The sequence below is a fragment of the Bradyrhizobium murdochi genome (assembly GCF_000472965.1).
Classification (GTDB): domain Bacteria; phylum Pseudomonadota; class Alphaproteobacteria; order Rhizobiales; family Xanthobacteraceae; genus Bradyrhizobium; species Bradyrhizobium murdochi.
The window spans coordinates 29,331-49,936 of sequence record NZ_AXAU01000024.1; the positions used below are offsets into that span (position 1 = coordinate 29,331).

The 20,606-nt window shown below is 60.8% G+C and carries 17 protein-coding genes; 9 read left to right on the plus strand and 8 right to left on the minus strand.

Annotated elements, in window-relative coordinates; translation table 11 throughout:
• Positions 1-61: 61 nt before the first annotated feature.
• A complete protein-coding gene (gene fghA / locus YUO_RS0131695; RefSeq protein ID WP_028350836.1) occupies positions 62-907 on the minus strand; it encodes an S-formylglutathione hydrolase in 846 nt (281 codons plus the stop codon).
• Entirely contained in the window at positions 904-1,560 is a 657-nt protein-coding gene (locus YUO_RS0131700) for a response regulator transcription factor (RefSeq protein WP_028350837.1), read from the minus strand. The genes fghA and YUO_RS0131700 overlap by 4 nt, the downstream gene beginning before the upstream one ends.
• Positions 1,561-1,746: 186 nt before the next feature.
• Here YUO_RS0131700 and YUO_RS0131705 point away from each other — a divergent pair, with 186 nt between their 5' ends.
• Both YUO_RS0131705 and YUO_RS0131710 read left to right on the plus strand, forming a co-directional pair.
• Positions 1,747-3,096 carry a histidine kinase gene (locus tag YUO_RS0131705; RefSeq protein WP_028350838.1) on the plus strand — a complete coding sequence of 450 codons (1,350 nt, stop codon included), beginning with the start codon at positions 1,747-1,749 and terminating at the stop codon, positions 3,094-3,096.
• Between the two features lie 408 nt (positions 3,097-3,504).
• On the plus strand, positions 3,505-5,691 hold the full coding sequence (locus YUO_RS0131710; protein ID WP_235782903.1) for a TonB-dependent receptor: 2,187 nt from the start codon (positions 3,505-3,507) through the stop codon (positions 5,689-5,691).
• 78 nt (positions 5,692-5,769) lie between these two features.
• Here YUO_RS0131710 and YUO_RS0131715 read toward each other — a convergent pair whose 3' ends face one another.
• Positions 5,770-6,738: a helix-turn-helix domain-containing protein gene (locus YUO_RS0131715; protein WP_028350840.1), complete on the minus strand. Its 969-nt coding sequence runs from the start codon at positions 6,736-6,738 to the stop codon at positions 5,770-5,772.
• Positions 6,739-7,157: 419 nt separating this feature from the next.
• Between YUO_RS0131715 and xoxF5 the strand changes: the two genes are divergently transcribed.
• The 5 genes from xoxF5 to YUO_RS0131745 all read left to right on the plus strand — a co-directional run bounded on the left by xoxF5 (position 7,158) and on the right by YUO_RS0131745 (position 12,957).
• A complete protein-coding gene (xoxF5, locus tag YUO_RS0131720; protein ID WP_028350841.1) occupies positions 7,158-8,963 on the plus strand; it encodes a lanthanide-dependent methanol dehydrogenase XoxF5 in 1,806 nt (601 codons plus the stop codon).
• 114 nt (positions 8,964-9,077) lie between these two features.
• On the plus strand, positions 9,078-9,539 hold the full coding sequence (locus tag YUO_RS0131725) for a c-type cytochrome, methanol metabolism-related (protein WP_235782905.1): 462 nt from the start codon (positions 9,078-9,080) through the stop codon (positions 9,537-9,539).
• A 73-nt stretch (positions 9,540-9,612) separates the two neighbouring features.
• On the plus strand, positions 9,613-10,719 hold the full coding sequence (locus YUO_RS0131730) for an S-(hydroxymethyl)glutathione dehydrogenase/class III alcohol dehydrogenase (RefSeq protein ID WP_028350843.1): 1,107 nt from the start codon (positions 9,613-9,615) through the stop codon (positions 10,717-10,719).
• A gap of 34 nt (positions 10,720-10,753) precedes the next feature.
• The gene (gene gfa, locus YUO_RS0131735) at positions 10,754-11,323 is read left to right on the plus strand and encodes an S-(hydroxymethyl)glutathione synthase (protein ID WP_028350844.1); all 570 of its coding nucleotides are present in this window, start codon (positions 10,754-10,756) and stop codon (positions 11,321-11,323) included.
• 437 nt (positions 11,324-11,760) lie between these two features.
• Positions 11,761-12,957, plus strand: coding sequence for a fumarylacetoacetate hydrolase family protein (locus YUO_RS0131745; RefSeq protein ID WP_028350845.1), 1,197 nt, complete (start codon positions 11,761-11,763; stop codon positions 12,955-12,957).
• A 16-nt stretch (positions 12,958-12,973) separates the two neighbouring features.
• Here YUO_RS0131745 and YUO_RS0131750 read toward each other — a convergent pair whose 3' ends face one another.
• Genes YUO_RS0131750 through YUO_RS42385 form a run of 5 tightly spaced genes read right to left on the minus strand, consistent with a single transcriptional unit; the run spans position 12,974 to position 18,631 of the window.
• Positions 12,974-13,324, minus strand: coding sequence for a hypothetical protein (locus YUO_RS0131750; RefSeq protein ID WP_028350846.1), 351 nt, complete (start codon positions 13,322-13,324; stop codon positions 12,974-12,976).
• Positions 13,321-15,843 carry a cytochrome c oxidase subunit I gene (gene ctaD / locus YUO_RS0131755; protein WP_028350847.1) on the minus strand — a complete coding sequence of 841 codons (2,523 nt, stop codon included), beginning with the start codon at positions 15,841-15,843 and terminating at the stop codon, positions 13,321-13,323. Before ctaD ends, YUO_RS0131750 begins: the two co-directional genes overlap by 4 nt.
• Complete coding sequence (gene coxB, locus YUO_RS0131760; protein ID WP_051379735.1) at positions 15,844-16,806, minus strand: cytochrome c oxidase subunit II; 963 nt, start codon at positions 16,804-16,806, stop codon at positions 15,844-15,846.
• Between the two features lie 38 nt (positions 16,807-16,844).
• Positions 16,845-17,975: a c-type cytochrome gene (locus YUO_RS0131765; protein ID WP_035728091.1), complete on the minus strand. Its 1,131-nt coding sequence runs from the start codon at positions 17,973-17,975 to the stop codon at positions 16,845-16,847.
• 2 nt (positions 17,976-17,977) lie between these two features.
• A complete protein-coding gene (locus YUO_RS42385) occupies positions 17,978-18,631 on the minus strand; it encodes a cytochrome c oxidase assembly protein (protein ID WP_051379736.1) in 654 nt (217 codons plus the stop codon).
• Between the two features lie 186 nt (positions 18,632-18,817).
• Between YUO_RS42385 and YUO_RS0131775 the strand changes: the two genes are divergently transcribed.
• Together YUO_RS0131775 and YUO_RS0131780 are read left to right on the plus strand one after the other, a co-directional pair.
• Entirely contained in the window at positions 18,818-19,240 is a 423-nt protein-coding gene (locus YUO_RS0131775; RefSeq protein WP_028350850.1) for a DUF6766 family protein, read from the plus strand.
• 180 nt (positions 19,241-19,420) lie between these two features.
• Positions 19,421-20,590, plus strand: a complete 1,170-nt coding sequence (locus YUO_RS0131780; protein WP_028350851.1) for a Gfo/Idh/MocA family protein — start codon at positions 19,421-19,423, stop codon at positions 20,588-20,590.
• Positions 20,591-20,606: the final 16 nt, after the last annotated feature.

The window sequence follows — 20,606 nt, forward strand, 5'->3', positions numbered from 1 at the left end:
GAACCATGACCGAATTGTATGGGCTTGCAACTCAATTCTGTTGCGCCGATTTCGCGTCGTTTCAGCCCTTCAAGCGTGCGGCGTGCCAACGCAGATGATCGGCCATGAATGTGGAGATGAAGTAGTAGCTGTGGTCGTAGCCAGGCTGCCGGCGCAAGGTGAGGGGGATTTTGGCTCTCTCGCAGGTGCCTTGCAGCAGCTCCGGGCGGAGCTGTTCGGTCAGAAACTGATCGGCATCGCCATAGTCGACCAGCAGATCGGGTAATCTGGCGCCGTCCTCGATCAGGGCTACCGCATCGTGCTTGCGCCATGCTTGCCGGTCGCTACCGAGATAACCGCCGAGCGCCTTGATGCCCCATGGCACCTGCGAGGGAGCGACAATCGGCGCAAAGGCACTGGCAGCGCGGTAGCGGCCGGGATGGCGCAGCGCGATCGTCAGCGCGCCGTGGCCGCCCATGGAATGGCCAAGAATGGATTGCCGGCTTGCGTCGACAGGAAAGTTTTCGGCGACCAGTTTGGGCAGTTCCTCCGTGACATAGCTCCACATGCGGTAATTGCGGGCGAACGGCTCCTGCGTCGCATCGACGTAGAAACCGGCGCCAAGCCCGAAATCGTAGGCATTGGCGGGATCGCCCGGCACGCCTTCGCCGCGCGGGCTGGTGTCGGGCGCAACGAAGATCAGGCCGAGTTCGGCGCAGGCGCTGCGGAATTCGCCCTTTTCCGTCACGTTGGCGTGGGTGCAGGTCAGGCCTGAGAGATACCAGACGACCGGCAGCCTGGTGCCCGCGGCGTGCGGAGGCACATACACCGAGAACGTCATGTCGGTCCGGGTTTCGCGGCTGGCGTGCCGGTAGACGCCTTGCGTTCCGCCATATGCCTTGTTCAGTGAAACCGTCTGCATACTCATGGTCTTGCTACTCCGGCGCCATGTGGCACGCTTACGCCAATGCCACTTTCGATTGCCAGCCGCACCAGTTCGGCGGAAGTTCGCACGCCGAGCTTTTGGCGCATGATCGAGGATGTGTTGGCAACGGTTTTGTACGAGGAATGAACCAGCCACGCGATCTCGGAAAGGCTCTTGCCCGCGCTGAGCAGGCGCAGGATCTCCATCTCCCGCGAGGTCAGTTTTGCAAGCGGGCTGCGAGCGAAAGTGGGTCCGGCGAATGCGATGCTTCGCGCGATCGCGGACGGCAGATACACTCCGCCCTTGCCGACTTCACGGATGGCTTCGACCAGATCCTGCGGATCGCCCGTCTTCGCGACATAGCCTTTGGCGCCGATCTCAATGGCGCGCGCGGCGAAGACCGGATCGTCGTTCATGCTGAACATGATGATTCGTGCCGACGCAGTTCGCGCAAGAATGCGCCGCGCCAGTTCAAACCCCGAGACGGTGGGAAGGTTGATATCGATCACGCAGATGTCGGGGCGTTCGGCGACGAATACGCGTTCGCCGCTCTCCGCGTCGGCAGCTTCCAGCAGCACGACCTCCGGTTCGTCGGCAAATACGGTGCGGCAACCTGAAGCAACGATGGGATGATCGTCGACGATCAGTACTCGCATGGCATCGATCCCCGATAGCTGCTTCGCTCGCGTTGCTGCATCGCGTCAAGCTGCATCGACATCGGCGCGAGCCCGGTCATGCAATGCCTGCGAGATTGCGGTACGCTTCAATCTGATCGTCGGTTTTTCGGCTGTCAACGGTCCTCTCGACGAGGAACTGATTGCGACGCGACTGGGGCAGACGTCATGTGGCAGAAATTATCGTTGCGTGGGCGGATCAATTTGCTGCTGGCGCTGGGGCTCACGCTTGGCCTGGCCATCAATATCGCGCGGCTGGTGGTCGAAGCGGCGCCCCGTGTCCGAGCCGAAGATCAAAGCGTCATCCGGCTGGCGCGCGAATTCGTGGAGACGATCGTTCCCGGCCTGAACGAGGCGGCAGATCCGGAGGCGCGGCTGAACCAGATCGTCCACGACCTCAGCAGGCTCCGTCACGTCAGTATCACGCGGCAGGGCGATGCAAGTGTGGCCGGGCGCTCGGGCGATGGCGGCGAGGAGCCATCGCCGCCGGCATGGTTTATCGCGCTCGTGCATCCCGAAACGACCACCGTAAGTGTGCCGATCACGATCCACGGAAAGCCGCAGTCGCTCCTGATCACCTCGCATCCAAACGACGAAATGGCCGAAATCTGGGACGGAATCGTCACCCAGCTAGCGGTTAGTTCCGCGCTCGCCATCGCGCTCTTTCTGGTCACGATAGTCGTGGTTGGCCGCGCGCTGGCGCCGCTGCGGGCGCTTTCGCAGACCATGGCAAACATCGAGGCCGGGCACTATGGATCACGCGTCGAGCCCGGCGGCACGCCCGAACTGGCGGCGATCTGTGCCAAGCTGAACCACCTCGCGGGCGCCCTTGGCGAAGCTGTCGAGGACAAGCGGCGGCTCGCCGAGCGCACGGTCTCGCTGCAGGATATGGAACGCAAGGAGATTGCGCGCGAGCTGCATGACGAGTTTGGGCCCTATCTCTTTACGCTGCGCGCTCACGCCGGCGCCCTGATGCGGCTGGCGGAAGACGGGCGCGCGCCGAGCGCGGATGCGTTACGCAAGCATGGCACCGCAATCATGGAGCAGATCAACGCGCTCCAGCAGTTCAATCGCAGGATACTGGAAAAGCTGCGGCCTGTTGGACTTGCAGAGCTTGGACTGCGCGAGGCGCTCGGCGTGCTCTTGCGTTTGTGGCGTGAATCCCGTCCCGACGTAACCATCGACGCGAACATTGCGAACGCGCCGGACGAGACTGGAGAAGTCACGGACTTGACGGTTTACCGCATCGTTCAGGAGGCCCTGACGAATGCCTTCCGCCACGCCGATGCGACCGCCGTCAGCGTCACGGTGGAACAGGCTGCAGGAACGAGCGGAAGTCGCGCCTGCGCCTTGGTGCGCGTCAGCGACAACGGCCGCGGTTTGGCGCCGGATCACAAGCTCGGTTTCGGCTTGATCGGCATGCGCGAGAGAATACTGGCGCTGGGCGGCACGCTGAATGTCGTCTCCGGCAACGGGGGCCTGACGGTAGAGGCGATAGTTCCCCACGGATCGCACTGAGGCGGCGCAGCGATGGGCGGGAATTTTTCCCGGTTTCTTCGGGAATGAGGACATCTGGGAAGCCCGACCTTTTGCGGCTAGCGTGTGTCGATGTCTTCTCACTAGTATCGTCCGCGTCGAACCGGCATCGCCAACGCGCCGGAATGTAGTGGGGGTGGGGACATGGGCGTACGCGTACTGGTGATCGGGACAATCTCACTGTGCCTGGTTCCCGGGATCGACCGTGCCGAGGCCCAAACCGCATCTGGCGAGAGTGAGGTCTTGCCCGCCATCGAGGTAGTCGCCCCGCCGACATCAGCCAGACCAGCGGCCAGACCAGCCCGCGGCACTACCGCACCTCGAGCCACCCGAAATGTGCGCAGGGTCTATGTTTACCCGACCGCGCCTACGCCGACGGCGCGATCGGGAATGGATGTCGATAAGGTACCGGCAGCGATCAATGCGGTTGGAGCCGGGCAGATTGCGCGCACGGGCTCGCTGAACGTCGCAGATGCACTACAGCAACAGGTGCCGGGTATCATCATCAGTGATACGACCGGAAATCCCTTTATGCCCGACGTACAATTTCGAGGTTTCGTTGCATCTCCGGTCTCAGGGACTCCCCAGGGACTGGCGGTTTACCAGAACGGCATGCGCATTAACGAAGCGTTCGGCGATACCGTCCATTGGGACTTGATCCCGACCGCCGCAATCAGGTCGGTCACCGTCGTAACCAACAACCCCGCGTTCGGCCTCAACGCGCTCGGCGGAGCTGTCAACGTATTGATGAAGGACGGTTTCAATTATCAAGGCGCTGAAATCAATACGATGGGCGGATCTTTCGGACGGATCCAGAGCTCGGCACAGTATGGCAAGCAGATCGACAATTTTTCCGTTTATGGCGCGCTCGAGGGCGTGCGTGACAATGGCTATCGCAACTTCTCGGAGTCGGCGATTCGCCGGTTTTACGGCGATGTCGGCTACCGGACCGACAGCAGCGAATTTCACCTCAACGTGGGCGTCGCCAAGAACAATTTCGGCGCGGCGGCGGCCGTTCCGGTCGAACTGCTCCAGAGATATTGGGGGGCGACCTATACGACGCCGCAGACTCACGACAACCGCGTTGCTTACGCCAATCTGACCGGAAAGGTCGAGGTGACGCCGACCTGGACGATCGAAGGCTCGGCGCGCGTCCGGGCATTCCGGCAGAAGACGGTGGACGGAAACCCGACCGAGACGGAGCCGTGTGCCGCCGATCCGGGGCTGCTTTGCTTCAACGACGATGACGTGCCAGCAAATGGCCTTAACGGCGTCCAACTCGCAAATCCGTTCCCTGACACGGCGGTGTTAGGGCAGATCGACCGGACAACAACCCGTTCGACGACGACTGGCGCGACCCTGCAGGCCACCAACACCGACCAGTTGTTCGGACATAACAACCAGTTCATGGTTGGCGCCAGTTTCGACTCCGGCGTTACCCGCTTCGGGGCCAGCGCGGAACTAGGCACGATCGGCTCGAACTACGTCGTCAGCGGCAGTGGCATATTTCTCGGGCGGTCTGGCGAGCCTGTATCCATCGGCCCGGTCTCGCTCCGCGCCACCAACCAGTACACCGGCCTCTATGCACTCGACACATTCGACGTGACGGACGCGTTTTCAATCTCGGGCGGCGGCCGATTCAACTATGCAAACATCGTCCTTCAGGATCTGATCGGCACCGACCTCAACGGCAACCACACGTTCAGTCGCTTCAATCCGATGATCGGCGGCACCTACAAGGTTACGCCAGAACTGACGGCTTACGCCGGGTATTCTGAAGCCAATCGCGCGCCGACCCCGTTGGAACTCGCATGCGCCGATCCTGCGCGCCCCTGTCTCATCGCGGCCTTCCTGATCGCGGACCCGCCGCTGAAGCAGGTTGTGTCTCGCACCGTTGAGGCGGGCTTCCGCGGCACCAAGGAGCTGAATATCGGAACGCTCGGATGGAAGGTTGGCGCGTTCCGCGCGACCAATGCTGATGACATCCTGGCGATTCCCAGTCCGGAGTTGCAGGGATTTGGCTATTTCCAGAACGTAGGCAGGACACGGCGCCAGGGCATCGAGGCTCAGGTCAATCTGACGTCGAAGACGCTGCAACTCTATGCCAGCTATGCCCTCGTGGATGCGCGCTTCCTCGACGCCCTGCAGATCGGCTCCAATAGCCCGTTCGCCGTGGACGGTGTAGTTCAGGTCCTGCCGGGCAATCGAATTCCGGCGATACCTCGCAACCGGGTAAAGGTTGGCATCGATTATTCGGTCACCGACGCCTTCAAGGTCGGCGGCGATGCATTGTTCGTCGGCAGCCAGTATTTTGTCGGCGATGAATCTAATCAGGCAGCGCGGCTGCCAGGGTATTCCGTTTTCAACGTGCACGCCTCGTATCAGATCAACAAGACGTTCCAGCTCTACGGCCGCATCGACAACATCCTTGACAGCCGCTATGCGGTTTACGGGACGTTCTTCGAGACCGGTGACGTGCCCAATTTCACCAACGGCGGCGCGGATTTTACCGACGCCCGTTCGGTCAGTCCGGCTCGGCCGCGCGCCTTTTACGCGGGCCTGAAGGCAACTTTCTAGAGGACGGGAGGCGTAAAGGCGGCTCAGCGATGACGCGCGGCAGAGTGTTCAGCTTGCCGCGTCATCGGGATGCTCTCGTCAGGAAACATCCGGCGCCGGATCGACGCAGTGCGCCTTGTGGATCGCGGACGGAACGAAGCCAAAATGCTTCCGGAACACGCGGCTGAAGTGCGACGAACTCGAAAAGCCCCACGAAAACGCGACATCCGTGATCGTCTTTCCGTGCTGGGTTTCCAGCTCCTGCCGGCAGTGCAGCAGTCTCGCCCGCCAGATGTAATCGCTGACGGTCATACCCTTGTCGCTGAACAGCATGTGCAGATAGCGCTTGGTGCAGCCCAATGCCGCGGAGATCTGGTCGATGCAAAGATCCGGGTCGCGCAAATGTTCGCGGATGAAGGCCTGCGCGCGAATGTACATCGCTTCGGGACCGACGCGATCGAACATCGTGTCGGCCTCGCGCAGCGGTAACAGCAAGAGATCGATGAGCGAATCGGCGACGCCGATGGCGTTGTGAGGCGACAGTCTCTTTGCTTCATCAAACGCGGTGTGCACGAAGTCATAGGCGATGCGGCCGGTGCCGTTGCGCGCGGATAGCTTGCAAGGCAACATCTTCGCCGTCCGGAAGCCGCGTTCGTGGAGCAGCTCCTTCGGGACGATAACGACCTCGTGCCGGGTCAATGAGGGGCTCACGATCGTGTGCGGACAGGAGACGTCATAGGCAAGACAATCGCCAGGCATGATATCGATGCGGCGGCCGTTCTGTTCGAAATGCGAGATGCCGTAGGTCTGGAACAGTATCTTGACGTAGGGATGTTCGCTCAGCTTTGTGCCCGAGATCGTATGCGCGATACGATGTTGGCTCGCCTCGATCTGACAAAGTTTGAGCTGCGAGACGGTGGTGTAATTTATCCGCCCCTCCAGCGAGGAACCTTCCAGCGGATCGACATCAAACTGGCCACATAGATCGGTCAGTGCATCTGACCAAGTTTGGATCTGCTTTTTCGGCGCTAACCCGGAAGTGCTGAGTGAACGAACTGTGTCAGACATTGCCCAGCCACCGATTTGAGAACAGGCTGCAACCCCCGCCGAGGCGTCGGTCAGATGGTCGCGACATTTAGCCCCAATTTAGGCAGTCCTCAGGGAAGCGCGCAGATTCTTACCAATATCCCTTTGACAATCCTCCAACTTAGTTTCGGCGGCGTCAAGGGAAACCTAGACCGAGAGTCGCGCTGGGAAGGCCGTGGGAACACGTCCACGGCATGATGCTTCGCAGCATCACGGCAGCGCCGAGCCGAACAGCGTGCCAGCGCGAAATTAAAAAATTCAGTTGGGTTTCGCTATTGAGCAAACGCGCTTCGCTCTTGGGCAAGTTTCCCATCTCCGGACGGGATAGGAATAGGGACCAATAATGGAAGAATGGGCCGTTTCGGCGGAAACCCAAAACTCGTATCCTGGAGGAAACCACTATGCGCAAGGTGCTATCCGTAGCCTGTCTTGGCGCTATGGCGACATTCGTTGTCGGCGTCGCATACGCCAACGAAGAACTGATCAAGATGTCGCAGAACCCAAAGGACTGGGTGCAGCCGGCCGGCGACTACGCCAATACACGCTACTCGAAGCTTAACCAGATCAACGCATCCAATGTCGGCAAGCTCCAGGTCGCCTGGACCTTCTCGACCGGCGTGCTGCGCGGCCATGAGGGCGGGCCGCTCATCATCGGCAACATGATGTACGTCCACACGCCGTTCCCGAATAAGGTCTATGCTCTTGACCTTTCGCAGGATAACAAAATCGTCTGGAAGTACGAGCCGAAGCAGGATCCGAACGTCATTCCGGTGATGTGCTGCGACACGGTGAATCGCGGCGTGGCCTATGGCGACGGCAAGATATTCCTGCACCAGGCAGATACCACGCTGGTTGCGCTGGATGCCAAGACCGGCAAGGTCGAATGGAGCGCGAAGAACGGCGATCCCGCCAAGGGCGAGACCGGCACCTCCTCGCCGCTCGTCGTCAAGGACAAGGTCCTGATCGGTATCTCCGGCGGTGAATTCGGCGTGCAGTGCCATGTCACCGCGTTTGATCTCAAGTCGGGCAAACAGGTGTGGCGGGCCTACTCCGTGGGACCGGACGATCAGGTCAAGGTCGACCCCGAGAAGACGACCGAGCTCGGCAAGCCGGTCGGCAAGGACTCCAGCGTCAAGACCTGGCAGGGCGACCAGTGGAAGATCGGCGGCGGCTGCACATGGGGCTGGATGTCCTATGATCCCAGTCTGAATCTTGTCTATTACGGGTCCGGAAATCCCTCTACCTGGAATCCGAAACAGCGTCCGGGCGACAACAAGTGGTCGATGACTATCTTCGCGCGCAATGCCGATACCGGCATGGCCCGCTGGGTCTATCAGATGACGCCCCATGACGAGTGGGACTATGACGGCGTCAACGAAATGATCCTCAGCGATCAGCAGATCGGCAACACGACGCGCAAGCTGCTGACCCATTTCGACCGCAACGGTTTGGCCTACACGATGGATCGGGAAAACGGCGAACTTCTGGTCGCCGAGAAGTATGACCCGAAGGTCAACTGGACCACCGGCGTCGACATGAACAAGAGCTCGCCGACTTATGGTCGTCCCAAGGTCGTCGATCAGTATTCGACGGAGAAGGGCGGCGAGGACAAGAACACCAAAGGTATCTGCCCGGCCGCGCTCGGCACCAAGGACCAGCAGCCGGCAGCCTACTCGCCCGATACGCAACTGTTCTATGTTCCGACCAACCACGTCTGCATGGACTATGAGCCGTTCAAGGTGAGCTACACCGCGGGTCAGCCCTATGTCGGCGCGACGCTCTCGATGTATCCGCCCCAAGGCGAAAGCCATATGGGCAACTTCATCGCCTGGGACAACAAGACCGGCAAGATCGTCTGGTCGAACAAGGAGCAGTTCTCGGTGTGGTCGGGAGCGCTCGCGACGGCTGGCGGCGTGGTGTTCTACGGAACGCTGGAGGGCTTCCTGAAGGCGGTCGACGCCAAGACCGGCAAGGAGCTCTACAAGTTCAAGACTCCGTCCGGCATTATCGGCAACGTCACGACCTATGAGCAGGGCGGCAGGCAGTATGTGGCCGTGCTGTCCGGCGTCGGCGGCTGGGCGGGTATCGGCCTTGCCGCAGGTCTGACTGATCCGACTGCGGGCCTCGGTGCCGTCGGTGGCTATGCCGCGCTGAGCAACTATACCGCGCTCGGTGGCACGCTCACCGTGTTCGCGCTGCCGCAGTAAAGCAGGACCACTACGTCCGGCGCGTGGCTCGTTCCACGCGCCGGTTGGTCTGCATCTGACATCAAGGATGAACACTTGCGTAAAATCTGGTTGATTGCGGCCACTCTCACGCTGGTGGCGCCGGGAACGATTGCCTTCGCTGCGGATGATGCTGCCGCGGTCAAGACCGAGGACGGTAAGTATTTCGACAAGGAAGGAAACCCGACCTACAAAGTCGGGGCCGATGGCACGGTCGATTGGTACACCTACTCCGGATACCGTCGCTATCATTCCGAATGCCATGTCTGCCATGGCCCTGACGGGATGGGATCGACCTATGCGCCGGCGTTACAGGATTCGCTGAAGACGATGAGCTATGGCGACTTCGTCTCGGTCGTCGCGAGCGGCCGCAAGAGCGGCAATTCCGTCATGCCAGCCCTCGGCGACAACCCCAATGTCGCCTGCTACATGGACGACCTTTATGTGTATCTGCGCGCCCGCGCCCATGACGCCGTTGGGCGCGTCCGCCCTGCCAAGAAGGAAGACAAGCCCGACGCGTACACCGAGACGGAAAAGTCCTGCATGGGAGCCAAATGATCATGCCGAACATGCGAGGGGCGCGTCCTGGTACATCCGTGCGGCGACTTGAAAAGCCAATGTGGAGTTTACAATGAAGACCCGCGCTGCTGTCGCATTCGAAGCCAAGAAGCCTCTTGAAATCGTCGAGGTCGATCTGGAAGGCCCGAAGGCCGGTGAAGTCCTCGTCGAAATAAAAGCGACCGGAATCTGCCACACCGACGCCTACACGCTCGATGGATTCGATAGCGAAGGAATCTTTCCTTCGATACTCGGTCACGAGGGCGCGGGCATCGTTCGCGAAGTCGGGCCGGGCGTGACGTCGGTCAAGGCCGGCGATCACGTGATTCCGCTCTACACGCCGGAATGCCGCCAGTGCAAAAGCTGCCTGAGCGGCAAGACCAACCTTTGCACGGCTATCCGCGCAACGCAGGGGAAGGGCGTGATGCCGGACGGCACCTCGCGCTTCAGCTATCAGGGCAAGCCGATCTTCCACTACATGGGCTGCTCGACGTTTTCGAACTTTACCGTGCTGCCGGAGATCGCGGTGGCAAAGATCCGCGAGGACGCGCCCTTCGACAAGAGTTGCTACATCGGTTGCGGGGTGACGACGGGCGTTGGCGCCGTGGTCAACACCGCCAAGGTGACGCCGGGCGCCAACGTCGTCGTGTTCGGTCTCGGCGGCATCGGCCTCAATGTCATCCAGGGCGCGAAGATGGTGGGCGCTGACAAGATCGTCGGCGTCGACGTCAACGATTCCAAGGAGGATTGGGGCCGCCGTTTCGGCATGACCCATTTCGTCAACCCGACCAAGGTCAGCGATATCGTCCAGCATCTGGTCGGGCTCACCGACGGCGGCGCCGATTACACCTTCGACTGCACCGGAAACACCGGCGTGATGCGACAGGCCCTCGAAGCGTGCCATCGCGGCTGGGGCGTCTCGGTCATTATCGGGGTCGCGGAGGCCGGCAAGGAAATCGCCACCCGGCCGTTCCAACTCGTGACCGGCCGCGTCTGGAAGGGCACCGCGTTTGGTGGCGCGCGCGGCCGCACGGACGTGCCGAAAATCGTCGACTGGTACATGAACGGAAAAATCGAGATCGATCCGATGATCACGCATGTCCTCAAGCTTGAGGAGATCAACAAGGGATTCGACCTCATGCACGAAGGCAAGTCGATCCGTTCGGTTGTCGTATTCTGAATCGGGGAACTTCAAGCACAAGGAGGATAGGCTTATGACTGTTCATATCCACCCATCGATTGACAGCGGCGTAAAGCAGGGCACTGGCAACTTCGCCGGCGGCACCCTGGTCTGCAAATGCAAAGACAAGCCGGTCAAGGTCGCCATCACGGGCGACGTGGCCCACAACCACGCCTGCGGCTGTACCAAATGCTGGAAGCCCGAAGGTGCGATCTTCTCCATTGTCGCCGTCGTCCCGCGCGACAATGTGAAAGTAGTCGAGAACGGCGACAAGCTGCAGATCGTCGATTCGGCGGCGGCAATTCAACGTTATGCCTGCAAGGCCTGCGGTACGCATATGTACGGCCGGATCGAGAACACGGGGCATCCGTTCTACGGGCTCGACTTCATCCATCCCGAACTGTTCCAGGAAGCCGGATGGGCAGCTCCTGGGTTTGCCGCGTTCGTGTCGTCCGTGCTCGAGTCCGGTGTTCAGCCGAGTGAGATGGATGGCATCAGGGCGCGGCTGAAGGAACTCGGACTGGAGCCGTATGATTGTCTGTCGCCACCCTTGATGGATGCGATTTCAAGCCACGTGGCCAAGTCCAAGGCCAGGGCTGCTTGAACAAAGTTGCTTGAACAAGGCGGCTTGGAGCAGGCGCCGGCCCTGAAGTTCGCGCGATACCAAGGTTGCGCTGATGGCGGTCGCCGTCAGCGCAACCGCGCTCTAAGAGTACGGCGAGGCGGTCCTATGCCTTTCCGTTGGGCCGACAGGTGAGCAGGCCTCCCGGCCTCTAGTCGTTCGGCGATCGGGCGGGCGGTGCGTCCCGCGCCTAATTCCCAGACATCGAAGTCTTCGCGCAGTCGCCATGCCGCCATGGTTGTTGCAGGGCGTGCAATCGGCCGGACTGACCGATCGTCTGATTTTTCATGCTGCGGTGCGGTGGCCTGTCGTGGCGGCTGCGATGCTGGAGGACGGACATTCCCGGGAGGTGTTGACCCATTGAGCGGTTCCCTTCTATGGACGGTGCCGACCGCATAGATGCTCGCGAGGATTCCCAGATGCCGATCGTCACAGACGCCGCCTTCATTCTGCCCGACGATTTCGCCAGTGCCGCGCTGATGGGGCGCGTCTGGCGTCCCGATCTTGCCGGCCCGTCGGTCGTCGCGATCCGCCAGGACGGCGTGTTCGACATCACCGAGGACTTCCCCACCGCCAGCCAGCTTGCCGCCGCGGCCGATCCGGGCGGAGCGCTGCGCGCCGCGCCTGGCGAGCGCCTTGGCGCACTGCAGGATCTCCTAGACAATACGCCGCCCGACACCCGCGATCCGACCAGGCCATGGCTGCTCGCTCCGATCGATTTGCAGGTGATCAAGGCTGCCGGCGTCACGTTCGCCGTGTCAATGCTGGAGCGGGTGATCGAGGAGCGGGCGCGCGGCAATCCGGATTCGGCCGAGGCGATCCGGGCCGAGGTGACGCGGATCGTCGGCACCGACCTGTCGCAACTGAAGCCGGGCTCGGCCGAAGCGCAGCATGTGAAGGACGTGCTGGTTTCCCAGAACGCCTGGAGCCAGTATCTCGAGGTCGGCATCGGGCCGGACGCCGAGGTGTTTACCAAGGCGCCCGTGCTGTCGGCGGTCGGTACATGCGTGGATGCGGGTCTGCATCCGAAATCGACCTGGAATAATCCGGAGCCGGAGGTCGTGCTGGTGGTGGCGAGCGATGGGCGCATCGTTGGCGCCACGCTCGGTAACGATGTCAATCTGCGCGACTTCGAGGGGCGCTCGGCGCTACTCCTGTCCAAGGCAAAGGACAACAACGCCTCCTGCGCCATCGGGCCGTTCGTGCGGTTCTTCGACGCGAACTTCACGCTCGATGACGTGCGGAGAATGGAAATTTCGCTGGAGGTGAAGGGACCGGAAGGCTTCGTCCTGCACGGCGCATCCTCGCTGACCCAGATCAGCCGCGACCCGGCCGACATCGTCGGGCAGACGATTAACGAGAACCATCAATATCCCGACGGCTTTGTGCTGTTCCTCGGCACGATGTTCGCGCCGATCCAGGATCGTGCCGCGAAGGGGCAGGGGTTCACCCATGTCGAAGGCGATTTGGTGACGGTCGCCACGCCGAAACTTGGCCGGCTAACCAACCGGATGCGTCACAGCGGCGATTGCGAGCCCTGGCAGTTCGGCTTGGCCGATCTCTTCGCCGCATTGATGCGCCGTAAGGGCGCCGGCAGAGGCAGCAATAGCGGATAGAAACGGGGGCGGAAATCTATGCGCAAGTGGGCAGGAAGACAGTCGGCAGGATCGTCCACGCGATCCCAAGAAGCGAAAGCAGGATTAGAAGGTGTGATACGCCACGCAGGAACCGAGAGCTGCCGAGGCTCTGGGGGTGCCGGGCATTGTCGCGATGGAGCGTCCACGCCGTCAGGAGGAGGGCGGTTAAAGCTGCGACAGTGGCAAGAGCAATCGTCCAGGCCATCATGGTAGCCGCTGCGCCCGCTGGTCCAATGCAGATCAGCGCTTCGGCGGCGTAGACGGTGGTCAGATGCAGAAACCAGATAAGGGGCGGAGCAAGCACCTGCAGAAGATTGCCAAGGGATAGCTTGAAAGTATCGCTCATCCTGCAAGCCTCGGAAATCCGTGCACGAGGAGAAGCCCCAGCAGGCCTTGGCCGACCGTGTAGTGATATAGCAGGCCCAGATTGTCGAAGGCCACGCGTCGTTTCCGATCAAGGCGGCCGGCGAAGCTCCGCGCGATCGCAAATCCCGTCATGGCCAGAACCGCAATGGTTAGCTGCCCCTGCAGGAAGGCGGCCATATAGACCATCGCACCATGCGCATCGGACTCCGGGCGCAGCCCGGCCCGCCATTGGGCTAGCACGTCGATCACCAGCGCGCCGGTCAACGCGGCCGCGGCGAGCCCGGCAAGTCCTACGAAAGCGCCACTGCTGCGCGACCTTCCGGGCAAAACACGACGGGCGATTTCGAGGATTGCACTGCCCAAAACAAGCAGCAAAGCCGATACGATAGGGTATGCGATCGGTGCAAGCGCTGAAAGCCTCGGCCAAACCTGCGGTGAAACAGTCCATAGATAGAGGTAGGAAAATACATAGGAGAGGTAAAGCGAACCGGCGACCAATAACAGGACGATCATGGCCCACCAGGCATGCGACAATGAACCGGTTGCATAGGTTGGGAGCTTGAGGTTCGCGCCGATATCGACGGGTGGTAGCGGCTTCAAGTCGCTGCCCCACATCCACACGACCGTCATCGCAATTCCGAGCAGCCCGCAGATCAGCGCAAGCACCACCGCCTTGACGGTGAGCAGCATGAAGAAGGCAGCCGTGAGCACCGCCGCGAGAAACGGCGTCCAGCCCGGGCCGGGAAGGCGGAGCAGGTATTGCGGTGTCGCATCGAAGGGTGAGGTGACGATGGTTTCGCGCAGACCGGTGATCGAGCCGGGCAAGAAATGCCGTCCGTCTTCGATCTCCTTGGCTAGCTGTGGATGATGCCACAGCGGGTATGCACTGGTTACGGCCGGAATGCTGCGCAGCCCATAGACATTATTGGGCAGCCATTCGAGTGTTGCCGCTCCCCAAACATTGCCGGCCGTTTTCGACATAGCGGGACGCAGGCTTCGAACCACATCGACCAGAAAGATGGCAATGCCGGCGGCGAGCAGAAAGGCGCCGATCGTGGAGATCATATTCAGCACGTCCCATTGCATAACGGCCGGATAGGTATAGACGCGCCGCGGCATCCCCATCAGGCCAGTGAGGTGCATCGGAAAGAACGCGACGTTGAAGCCCGCGAACATCAGCAAGAAAATCCACTTTCCAAGTTGCTCGGACAGTGCCAGACGGCTAAATGCCGGCGCCCAGTAGTAAAATGCGGCGAACAGCGGAAACACCATTCCGCCGACCAGCACGTAATGGAAATGCGCGACCACGAAATAGGTGTCGTGCGCCTGCCAGTCGAACGGGACCATCGCGACCATTACGCCAGTGAGGCCGCCGAGGCTGAAAATAACGAGGAAGCCCAGCACGAACAGGGACGGCGTTGTCCACCGTAAGCGGCCTGACGCGATTGTCGCGATCCACGCAAAAACCTGAATCCCACTGGGTAGCGCCACCGCCATGCTGGCGGCCGAAAAGAAACTAAGCGACAGCGCCGGAATTCCAGTGGTGAACATGTGGTGGACCCACAGGCCGAAGCTGAAAAAGCCGGTTGCGATCAGTGCCACGACGATAAGCCGATAGCCCACAAGTGGTGTAGCGCACATAGTCGGCACGATCATCGACACCATACCGGCAGCCGGCAGGAAAATGATGTATACTTCCGGATGTCCGAAGAACCAGAAAAGATGCTGCCAGAGCAACGCATCGCCGCCCCTCGCTGCGATGAAGAAAGGCCAGTTGAACGCGCGTTCCAGTTCGAGCAGCAGCGTGGCCAGGATCACGGCTGGGAATGCGAAGACGATCATGCCGGCGAAGATCAGCATCGTCCACGCAAACATCGGCATCTGGTCGAGGGTCATGCCGGGTGCCCGGGTGCGAAGCACGCCGACGATGATTTCTATCGCACCGGCGATCGCTGAGATCTCGATAAAACCAATACCCAGGAGCCAGAAGTCCGCCCCTGGTCCGGGCGAGAATTGCGAACTGCTCAGCGGCGGATACATGAACCAGCCGCCCGATGGCGCGAGATCGAAGAACAGCGTGCCAAAGAAGATCAGCCCGCCGACCAGATAGGCCCAGAACGCGTAAGCGCCGAGTCGCGGAAAAGGCAGGTCGCGCGCACCGAGCATCTGCGGAAGCAAAAGTATACCCATTGCTTCGACGACGGGAACGGCGAACAGAAACATCATCACGGTGCCATGCATCGTGAAGATCTGATTGTAGGCTTCCTGGCTGAGAAAGGTATTGCTGGGCACCGCGAGCTGAAGGCGCATCAGCAGTGCGAGAATGCCAGCCAGCAGGAAGAACAGAACCGCGGTAGCGGTATAAAAAAGGCCGATCACCGTGTTGTTGACGTCGGTGACAATACGCCAGCCTCCAGGCGTAGCCCATATTGCTTCGAGCTGAGCCAGTTCCTCGCTTGGCCGGGGTAATGTGTTTGGGTAGGAGACTGCGTCAACCATCTAGTCTGCTGCCTTGAGGCTCAGAAGGTAGGAGGCAAGCGCTTCCAGTTGCTGTGGCTGCAGGACGCGAAACTCAGGCATCAAGTTTCCGGGCTTGACGTGCTGGCCATCGACTATAAACCGCATCAGGTTTTCGCGGGTCAGCGGCAGGGTTTTGATGCCGACTGAGCGCCTCGCGCCGATGTGCGTCAGATCCGGACCGAGCGAGCCTGCAGCAGCGGTGCCGCGCACCGTGTGACATGCGCCGCAGCCGGCGGCGAGGAAGATCGATCTTCCGTGCAAGCCGATGTCGGTCTCAGGCGTCGCGGGCACCGTCGCCGCGCGCTCGAGCCAGGCCGCATAATCGGATGAGGACATCGCGATCACGTCCATGGCCATCAGGGCATGAGCCCCGCCGCAGTATTCGGCGCATTGTCCGCGATAGACCCCCGGACGATCGACAGTGAGCTGCAATTGGGTTGTGCGCCCCGGGATCATATCGACCTTTCCACCAATGCTCGGCACCCAGAAACTGTGAATGACGTCAGCAGCCTTGAGGTTCAATGTGACCGGAGATCCAACCGGAATACGAATCTCATTGGCGCTGGCAATCTGTGGACCAGCAGGAGCGTGGTACAGGACGCGCCACCACCATTGCTCTCCGACCACCTCGATGCTGACGGGGCTGCCACCGTGGGGCAGGTTGAGGTTCGAACGCATCACCCAAACGCCGTAGACTAGAAGCACCGTCAGCGTCACGGCAGGAAACGCGATGCCGAGCCAGATCACAGTGCTCTCTCGCGCCAGCGCTTGGCGTATTCGCAATGGCCCGCGGATGGCGAGCAATAACGTCACGATCACGAGGACGAGCACGAATGTCCCGAACCCGAACAGAAACCAGGCTACTTCGACAATCTGCACTGCCTGGAGACTGCTCGGATTCATCACCGATTGAACATCGCTGGTGCAGCCGCCGAGAAGCATCGAGGCGCCAAACAGGTACCAGCATGGTCGGGCCGGTATCATTGCTTCTCTTCTTTCGAAGTCGACGCGGTTGTTGATGCAAAATAGGCCGCGACGTCGTCGATCTGTTGCTCGTTTAGAGACCTGGCGATAGGCGCCATGATCGCATCGGTTGCTGAGGAGGATGTGATTCCCTTCCGCCAATTCCGCAGCCTATTGACGATGTAGGCGGCATGCTGTTCCGAAAGACGCGGATAGGCGTTGAGCGCTGCGGTGTTGTGACAATCCATACACGCAGGAATTTTTGCGTTCGGATCCCCCTGCGTCGCGAGTTCGCGCCCACGCTCGACGGCCGCAGCGCTCTCCAATCGGTTCGGCGCGCCCGGCCGCGCAAGCCCGGCATAATAGCGTGCTACCCGCTCGCGTTCGGCGGGGGAGAGTCCGCTCGCCACCGGCTGCATGATGCCGCTCGCACGGCGGCCCGCGGCAAAGTCTTCCAGCGCCGCAATCAGAAACTCGGCGGACTGACCGTGCAGCACCGGTACCAGGTGGCTCTTCGGTCCGCGGCGGTCCGCACCATGACAACGCGCGCAGGCGCTCATTGCCCCCGACGTATCCTCGGTGGTAGCGATCTCTCTCCCAATCTGCGGCCGAATTGACAAGCCGCCAAGCGCCAATTCGCGATAGCCCGCCGCATCAAGGGTAGGCAGTTGCCTGAGAAAGGCGACTATTGCCCATACTTCGTCGTCGCGCTGTGCCGCGACCCAGGCCGGCATGCCGGTGTACTTAATGCCATGTTTGACAATCCAGAACAGCTCCCGATCGCGCCAATCCCGCACCGCCGTCGAAAGGTCAGGTGGGGGAGGCAACATGCGTTGCGCGATCGGATCGGTCGGAACGCCTGGTGCGCCGTGGCAATAGGCGCATCCATCGTGGAAATGGGCGGCGCCGAGTGCCGAGAGATCGTCGCTGTAGCTCTGCGGGGCCTCGATGCCAAGCGCATGAGTCCTTACGGAATTACGCATTCCGAATGTAAGAATGGCGTTGGTCAGCGCGAAGTGGCCACGACTTGCTGCAACGCTGTAAAGGCCGGACCATGCGAAGAGAAAGCCGCCGAGCGTGATTGCGATTAGGCCATAGAGAATGAAACGGATGGTTCGTATCAGGCGTGGGCGTGAAACAAGGGGCATCGCTAGCGGCCGATAGGGAGCCTGCCGTCCGGCATGGGAGCCGCCGATATCTCCGCGCGTGTTATTAACTGCACGGTGATGATCACGGCCGCGACCAGATAGCTGAGTGGACAGGCTGTGACCATGAGCAGGCCGGCTAGATGTTGATCCTCGAGCGCGTGATGCAATGAGAAATGTTCAGCAGCGCCAGCAAGATGGCCCGCGAACCCATAGAGTGTTCTCGGCGCGAAGATGAGCAGCGCCGCAAGCAGACATGTCAGCTTTCCTGTAAGCAGAAGCGCCGGAATAGTCTGCCACCGCGACGTGGTGGACGTTGTCAGCAGGGACAACCAAAAGAAGAGCCCAGCTAGCAACAGTGTTGCGTGGAACGTCAAACCAGCCGGCTGAGACCGGAGGAGGAGGTCATGGACCGCCGGGGAATGCCACGTCCAGAGCAGAACAATCTGAAGGAAAGTCGCGGTCCAAAGCCAGATCGGTCGGGTGCCGCCGATGTGCCGGCGGGTAATGATCAACGCGGCGACCGAGGGCGCGATGATATTCATCGACGCGATATGCAGCACCATATGGGTCGAGAAATGACCGAGATCGTAAACCAAAAGCACCGCCGCCCCAGTCAAGAGAACGGCAGTAGCGCTCGCGATGGCGGGACTGGTCATCCGGACGTTCAACGGCCTGGCTTATCGCCCTCATCGGGCATCAAAGCATCAAGTCTAAGTTCCCAAAGATGTTCCCCCTTCGCGCGGCGCCGTTTGGCGCAGCGGCACCCTAAAGGAACTTACGGAACAAAACGGCATTGAAGATGCGGCGTTCATGGCTCGCAAAACGCGAAGCAGGAGCATGATATGGCTCGGAGATCGATCTGGACGCGGTACGGGTTCGCCTGGGTCACCGGGGCTTTATTTCTGATCACGCTGACCGGTCACTGGATATTCGGTTGGTATGCCTACGCGAACGAGCAGCTTGCGCTCAAGCAGCCAGTTGAAATCAGCGACTACACCATGCAGATGATGCGTGACATGCTGGAGAACTGGCAATCTGAGTTTTTGCAGTTGCTTTGGCAGGTTGCAGGTCTGGCCATTCTATTGCACGTCGGCTCGCCGCAATCCAAGGAGGGCGAGGACCGGATAGAGGCCAAGATCGACGCTATATTGCTTGCTGTGGAGCCGAAGAAGGGCGACACCCTCCTGAAGGAAATCGATGACGAGTATGAAGGGCGTCATACGGACACCGGCTTTGTACGGAAGCTGGAGCGTCGACATAGCTGAGCCCACCGTCGGCCGGCCGCACGTGGTGCATGTCGAGCTCGCATAGCGGTATGACCTCCGTAAGCCGATCAGGCGAGCCGCGGGCCGGCTCATGTGAGCGGCATCGCTCTCGGCAAGAGTGACGTGCCCTGATTCCTTGTTGTACGATCCCGATCGACGACAACCTGGGATGTATCCGCAATGGCGAAAATCAGGATCGGTCTGGCCGGCTGCGGCTTCGTGTCCGAGCTGCACATGCATGCCTATCGGCGCGTTTATGGCGTGGATGTCGAGGTCAAGGCTGTTGCAGCGAGGGGCAGTTATGTCCTCGAGTTTGCCAATCGTCACCAGATCCCGACGGTCTATCGCAGCTTTGGCGATCTGATTGCCGACAGCGAGCTCGATGTGATCGACATCTGCACGCCGCCCAACTTGCACACTTCAATGATTGTCGATGCGATGCAGGCCGGCAAACACGTTATCTGCGAAAAGCCGTTCGCCGGCTATTTCGGCCGGGATGGTGACAAAGCGCCGATCGGCAAGCACGTGTCGAAGGCGTTGATGTATGAGCGCGTGTTGGACGAAATGGCGGAGACCCGTGCGGCGATCAACAGGACCGGCAAGCTCTTCATGTATGCGGAAGATTGGATTTACGCGCCGGCGGTGACCAAGACCGCCGAGATCCTCAAGGCCACGAAAGACAAGATCCTGTTCATGAAGGGGGAGGAGAGTCACTCCGGCTCGCACGCGGCGCACGCCGCGCAATGGGCGATGACCGGCGGCGGCTCGCTGATCCGGATGGGATGTCATCCGCTCTCGGCGGTGCTATATCTCAAGCAGGTCGAGGCAAAGGCTCGCGGCGAGACGATCAGCGTTGCGAGCGTGACGTGTGACGTCGGCAATGTCACGGCTATCCTCAAACCGGAGGAGCGCACCTACATCAAGGCCAATCCGGTCGACGTCGAGGATTGGGGCACGCTCACGGCGACCTTCTCCGACGGCACCAAGGCGACGGTGCTTTCCGGCGACATGATCATGGGTGGCGTCCGCAACGTGATCGAGACCTATACCAGCGGCGGCTCGCTGTTCGCCAACATCACGCCGAACACGCACATGATGAGTTACCAGACCAGTGAGGAGAAGCTCGCCGGCGTCTATATCACCGAAAAGGTCGACCGCAAGACCGGCTGGCAATATGTCTGCCTCGAGGAGGAGTGGACGCGCGGCTATACGCAGGAAATCCAGGACTTCATGGAGTGCGTCGCCAGCGGCCGGCAACCGCTCTCCGATCTGGCGCTGGCCTTCGAGACGATCAAGGTCAACTACGCCGGCTATTGGGCGGCAGAGGAGGGACGGCGCGTCACGCTGTGAGCCGCTGGCATTGATC